Here is a 6000-nt window from a genome sequence, read left to right on the forward strand (position 1 = left end):
AATTCGTTTGTTTTATCAAATATTTTATGATACTTTTGCAACATATTCATATAAACAAACAAATAATATCTGCTATCATGAATTTACTGACATGTATTCTCATAGCCATCCCTATCGGCATTATTTTTATTATGCTATGGATATACAATGACTACCGGAAATATAAGAAGAAAAATAAGCTGGCCATTTTGCTGTTTCTCCTATTTCCAACCACTTTATCTGCACAATACGTTGATGCGGGATGCCAAGTATCCTTTAAATGGCTGGAGAACCAAAAAGGGAAATTAGAGTATACAAAAGATGGGGTTACTTATAAGTTTATTCCAAACGACTCCCAATGGGAAATTATAATTCGCAACAACTCTTCAGAAGATATCCGAATAAACTGGGAAAATATGCAATTCATTGTGGACGGAAGAACCTCAGAAGTCAAATACCCCATACTGGCAGAAGCGGAAACTCCCTTTGCAATAATAAAAAGCCAGGCAGAAACAAGCCAAAAGATTGGTGTGACAACTTATACGACAAATAACTCTCAAATATACAACAAGAAAGATATTCGGAAAGGAAGGAATTCCTCCATTACCATTATCCTTCCCATATCTATCGGTAAGCACCCTCAATTCTTCACCTCTTTCGACTTTATCATCAAAAAAGTGAACTAACTATGACTTCTCAAGATATAAAAAAACAGCTGAAAGAACCACATTTCTGGAACATTGTATTAACTGGTCAGCACGCCGAACCGAGGACAAAAGCAACGCTGGAAGCAAAAGGTATCATAACTTGGCTTCCACTTGCTCCGGTCCGGCGTCAATGGGGAAGGATATTAAAAGAAATACACACCCCGGTTATCCCGAGATGTGTATTCGTCTATATATCCAATGAGGAAAGAAATACGTTGCAAAAATCCTACCGACTTCTTCAACCGGAAGTTATACTTCAAGAACTGCCGGACCGATGCAATCAGAACAAGTAGATATATGCCAACGTGCTCACACTAATCACTATCCACAACAAGGTGCCTTGTATCAAGGGCTTGATGCCTACTGCCTTCAGTACATCACGTGACAGAGAGGCACCGATAAAGAACAGAGTGATAGTCAGCGTCTTGCGGGCCAAAGAATTGATTCCCTCCCCAATCATGGCACCCGTTTCGGTAGTCCCCAGCACATAAGTATTGAAAATCATAGCCAGCACAAAGAAGAAGATGAACCAGGGAATACTGATTTTCTGTCCCTTACTCTTAAAGATGAACGAAGTTACCAGAGCCAAAGGAATAATCCATAAGGCACGTGTCAGCTTTATAGTCGTTGCCACCTTCAGGGCCTCCTCGCCATATGCGGCACCTGCCCCCACTACCGAACTCGTATCATGTATGGCAATGGCCGCCCATGTGCCGAACTCATGCTGGCTCATGTTCAAAGCGTGGCCTATCACCGGGAAAACAAACAATGCAATGGCATTCAATATAAAGATGGTGCCCAATGCCACAGACATCTCGCTATCCTTTGCCTTCAACACCGGCCCCACAGCCGCAATGGCACTGCCTCCGCAGATAGCCGTACCGGAACTGATAAGATAGGAAGTGTCACGGTCCACTTTTAGGAACTTACGCCCTATGAGCCAGCCTATGAGCAATGTCCCCACTACAGAAATAATCGTGAACTCCATTCCCTCCTTGCCCGAAGCCAGGGAAGCCTGCAGATTCATTCCAAATCCTAACCCTACAACAGAGTATTGCAATAGATACTTTGAAGTCTTCTTATTGAACTTCGGATGTGCCTGCCCACACAACAATGCAAAGGCCAACCCCAAGAACAACGCCAACGGTGGAGTGACCCACGCCGAATAGGCATGCATACCGGGCACATAATCCAACAGCAGAAAGAAGGAGAGGACAACCAGGAGAGATACATAAATAAATTTATTATTACTTTGAAGAAAAGGCATATTAATGCTTTTAGCCAAAACTCGATTTGAAGCCATACTGTTTATTTTACTATTATTACTAATGTTTATTCCTTAATTTTCCGGGTGCAAAGGTAGTTCTATTTTAGTACACCCGCCAATCGTTTCTACTTATAGACTATAACTTATTGTTATCGGGACATAAACATATAGTTCATAAAGGCTTGTGACAACCCTCCTTCCTGCCCTTGCAACTGGACAAAGCAGAAGTCGCGAAGCATGGGCATATCCTTTATCTCGACCACGCGGAAAGTACCTGCCGCCAGTTCCTTGCAGATGGAACGGATAGACACGATTCCCATGCAATCGGAGTTTTCAAGAAAGAGCTTGATGCTTTCGGTACTACCCAAGTACATCAGTACATGGAGTGAGGCAAGCTTGACGCCGTGCTTCTGGAGTGAGCGTTCTATCACGTCCAGCGTACCCGAACCGCGCTCACGGAGCACTAAAGGAATAGCGGGCAAATCCTGGGGAGTAATCTCTTCGGGCAACTGCAAACGGCTTTTGGAATGGACTACCGCTACCAGTTCATCCTCAAGAAAAGTAGTGTACTTCAGATTGGGAAGGCGGAAAACCCCTTCCACCAATCCCAAGTCAATGCGGTGTTCCTGCAAAGCGGCTTCTATTTCCCGGGAATTTCCATTGAGCAAGGACAAGTTGACCTGCGGAAACTTGCCGATAAAACTGCCCAGCAACGGAGGAAGCACATACTGCGCAATGGTAGTGCTGGCTCCCAACTTGAGTTCTCCAATATATTCGTTATGTAACAAGTGCATTTCATATTCCAGCCGTTTATAGTCCTCCAATATCCGTTCGCAATGCTCCAAAAGCAGCCGGCCCGACTCGGTCAGACTGATTTTACTTCCCTGCCGGTCGAAAAGCCTCGTCTGGTAAGTGGCCTCCAGCTCCTGGATATGCTTGGTTATAGCCGGCTGACTAACAAACAACTCTTGCGAAGCCTTTGTAAAACTCAAGTTCTTGGCAACAGACTGAAACACTTTTAAACGGAAATCACTCATATACTTCTTATATCCTATAACTCGTCAGACTTGATGCCGAAAGCATGCGCCAAAGAATAAAACACCGGCTCCAGGCGGCAATACACCGGGCTCAGAGGTTCCTCCGTAATGAAATACACAGCTTTGCCCCGTTCTTCTTCATTCTTGTCTTTGAAGAAACCCGCCAGCTTTTCCTCCACTCCATTACCATATACCTGATGGAAAGGCAACAACATCAAACACTTCACATCTGCAGAATCAAGCGCCAGGTTCATCAGGTCAAGAAACAACTCTTCGGTAGAGACTAAACCGGAAGAGGTGACGGAAGAAAATGTAAATTCGCCCAGTGGCGTACGGCATGCCTGGTGATTCAGTTTATTCACATCGGATGGTTCACAACACTTCAGCACGTCCGCTGCAGGAGTATGCACCAACAACACTTCTACCTCATTTTCTTGTTCTCTCAAGCCGGCATCCAATGCCAGATAGCTCAACCATGCCGGCAGGTCAACATCGGGTAGCTTCCTTCCCAACTTACCTTCCAAAAAGTTCTTTGCACCATATACCACTTCATTCAGAAATGCAACATCTATCAATATCACATTTGCCGGAAACTTTATCTTATCCTCCATTATCTCCTATCTTAATACATAATTATACATAATGCTCCTCTGCAAGCGGAGCTCCGAAAACCTACCACACAGAAAGCACAAAACTTTGAAGCAGTAAAAGTACGACAAATTTATCAATAACTTGTATCATCCCAAGCAATTAATCTATATCTCCGAAGCGGAAAGAGAATATCCTTCCCCCGCAACACGGAAACCTTGGAGCTGGAACACGAAGACTTAGCTACTATAACATAAAGCTCTAAAGCAGCCAAAGGAGAATAAGAGAGGTTGGAACGTAAACAGTTGGGAATGAGCAGATTTGCACAAAGTTGCCAAATCGGCATAAAGCAAGCGAGTGAGGAATATTGAAGTAGTTCAGTTACTAAATCGTGAGCCACAGTTACCTATGCAAAGCAGGTAACAATGCGGAAAGGCAACTTTGTGCATCAACGGATTTCATTGCGCTGATTCTCAATGTTTTGCGTATCAAGGAACGCTTACAAAATGATTATATTTGCACACTCAAAATGTAAGCGTTATGAAAATCGAAAAATTCAAGGTGTTGCTCTACCTCAAAAAGAGCGGAATGGACAAGAATGGAAAAGCTCCCATCATGGGACGCATCACAGTGAACAGGACTATGGCGCAGTTCTCCTGCAAGTTGTCTTGCACTCCATCGCTTTGGAATCCTCGTGCCAGCCGATTGGAGGGCAAGAGCAAGGAAGCCGTGGAAACCAACAAGGACATCGAGCAGTTGTTGCTTTCCATCCAAAAGGCTTTCGATGTGCTTGTGGAAAAGAGAACGGACTTCGAGGCTAAGGATGTCAAGGAGGCTTTGCAGGGCAGCGTCAAGACACAGACCACCCTTCTCTCCTTCGTGGACGAGCATATCAGTGAACTCAGCACCCATGAGGGCATCGATATGTCGAAGAGCAGTGTCTGGACTTACAGAAAGATTCGCAAGAATCTCGCTGAGTTCATCGGGGAGAAGTATAGGTTGACTGATTTGGCTTTCGGACAGCTGACCGAGCCTTTCATCAGTGACTTTCACCATTACTTGCTTGACGAGAAAGGCTTTTCATCAGGAACCATCACCATCTATGTGTCGCTCTTCAAGAAGATGTGCCGCATCGCCTTTGAGCGAGGCTTGTGCAAGAACCTGCTGTTCGCCCATTATCGGGTTGGCACTCCAAGGGTTACGACACCCAAGGCTCTCAGCATGTCTGATTTCATAAAAATCCGTGATGCGGAACTGCCCGAAGACAAGCCTAGACTATCCGTTAGCCGTGACCTGTTTCTTTTCGCCTGCTATGCAGGAACAGCCTTCATAGACACCGTTTCCATCACGAAAGCCAATGTCAAGGTGTTGGAGGATGGCGACAAATGGCTCATCTATAACCGCAAGAAGACCGGAACACTTGCCAGGGTGAAACTCCTGCCCGAGGCGTTGGAGCTGATGGCGAAATACGAGGACGGGGCAAGAGATACCCTTTTCCCAATGCTGAACACGAATCGTGTTAGTATCGATCTCATCACCATCTGCAAGTTGGCGGAAACGAGCAAGACCTATTCCTACCATTCGGGACGACACTCGTTCGCCAGCCTCATTACGCTGGAGGCTGGTGTGCCGATGGAGACCATCTGCAAGATGCTCGGTCACAAGGATGTGAAGATGACGCAGCGGTATGCGAGAGTAACCCAAAAGAAGCTGTTTGAGGACATGGACAAGTTCATCGCTGCAACCGAGAAGGACTTCGTTCTCGCATTATGAACAAGGCTTTCAACTTTTCTTTTTACAGTTCAACCACATTATTATATTATAAGGACAACAACTATGAGCAGAAGTACATTTTCAATTTTGCCTTACATCAACAGACAGAAGGTGAAGGCAGACGGAACAGCCAACATACTTTGCCGCATCACCGTTGACGGCAAAAGCGCAGCCATTTCCACAGGCATATCCTGTACCCCACAGGAGTGGAACGCCAAGAAGGGAGAGGTACGGAACGCAAGGGACAACGGACGATTGGCAAGTTTCCTTGCTGAGGTCAAGGATAAATACAACTCACTTCTTACCACCAACGGCATCATCACCGTGGAAATGCTGAAGGCTGTGTTGAAGGACAAGGACACGACAGGAAGGTTCTTGCTGAACTTTGGTGATACCATCGTGGAATGGTATCGAACCTCAAAAGCCAGACAAACCTTTCTGCACAAGCGGACATGGCAGAAGAACCTGAGAGCCTTTGTCCATTCATTGGATAAGGACGACATCGCCTTTGAGGACATAGACGAGAATTTCGGGGAGGAATACAAGCTATTTCTGAAACGAGACCAGGGACGTATCGACAGCTACGTGAACCATTGCTGTAGCTAACACTTGAAAAGGGACCCGGAACAACATTTAAAAAGTGCCCCAC

General features: G+C 45.4%; 6 protein-coding genes. 3 read left to right on the forward strand and 3 right to left on the reverse strand.

From position 1 onward, the window contains the following. The first annotated feature begins 77 nt into the window (after positions 1-77). Positions 78-665: a hypothetical protein gene (locus DW947_RS17970; protein ID WP_005832696.1), complete on the forward strand. Its 588-nt coding sequence runs from the start codon at positions 78-80 to the stop codon at positions 663-665. A gap of 301 nt (positions 666-966) precedes the next feature. Here the strand turns inward: DW947_RS17970 and DW947_RS17980 are convergent, their stop codons facing one another. The 3 genes from DW947_RS17980 to DW947_RS17990 form a co-directional block, all read right to left on the reverse strand. Beyond that, positions 967-1989: a YeiH family protein gene (locus tag DW947_RS17980; RefSeq protein WP_005831779.1), complete on the reverse strand. Its 1023-nt coding sequence runs from the start codon at positions 1987-1989 to the stop codon at positions 967-969. A gap of 113 nt (positions 1990-2102) precedes the next feature. After that, entirely contained in the window at positions 2103-2990 is an 888-nt protein-coding gene (locus DW947_RS17985; protein WP_044468497.1) for a LysR family transcriptional regulator, read from the reverse strand. A 14-nt stretch (positions 2991-3004) separates the two neighbouring features. Then, positions 3005-3601, reverse strand: a complete 597-nt coding sequence (locus tag DW947_RS17990) for a DUF6621 family protein (RefSeq protein WP_005831783.1) — start codon at positions 3599-3601, stop codon at positions 3005-3007. A gap of 517 nt (positions 3602-4118) precedes the next feature. Between DW947_RS17990 and DW947_RS18000 the strand changes: the two genes are divergently transcribed. Next, complete coding sequence (locus tag DW947_RS18000; protein WP_119958582.1) at positions 4119-5351, forward strand: site-specific integrase; 1233 nt, start codon at positions 4119-4121, stop codon at positions 5349-5351. 63 nt (positions 5352-5414) lie between these two features. Further along, positions 5415-5957, forward strand: a complete 543-nt coding sequence (locus tag DW947_RS18005; RefSeq protein WP_243635102.1) for a phage integrase SAM-like domain-containing protein — start codon at positions 5415-5417, stop codon at positions 5955-5957. Positions 5958-6000 lie beyond the last annotated feature (43 nt).

This window comes from Bacteroides sp. AM44-19 (genome assembly GCF_003603395.1).
Taxonomy (GTDB): Bacteria; Bacteroidota; Bacteroidia; order Bacteroidales; family Bacteroidaceae; genus Bacteroides; species Bacteroides uniformis.

Bases quoted from the DNA above. Each gene is read 5' to 3' on its own strand.
- DW947_RS17970 (WP_005832696.1), top strand. From the start codon at position 78: ATGAATTTACTGACATGTATTCTCATAGCCATCCCTATCGGCATTATT.
- DW947_RS17980 (WP_005831779.1), bottom strand. From the start codon at position 1,989: ATGGCTTCAAATCGAGTTTTGGCTAAAAGCATTAATATGCCTTTTCTT.
- DW947_RS17985 (WP_044468497.1), bottom strand. From the start codon at position 2,990: ATGAGTGATTTCCGTTTAAAAGTGTTTCAGTCTGTTGCCAAGAACTTG.
- DW947_RS17990 (WP_005831783.1), bottom strand. From the start codon at position 3,601: ATGGAGGATAAGATAAAGTTTCCGGCAAATGTGATATTGATAGATGTT.
- DW947_RS18000 (WP_119958582.1), top strand. From the start codon at position 4,119: ATGAAAATCGAAAAATTCAAGGTGTTGCTCTACCTCAAAAAGAGCGGA.
- DW947_RS18005 (WP_243635102.1), top strand. From the start codon at position 5,415: ATGAGCAGAAGTACATTTTCAATTTTGCCTTACATCAACAGACAGAAG.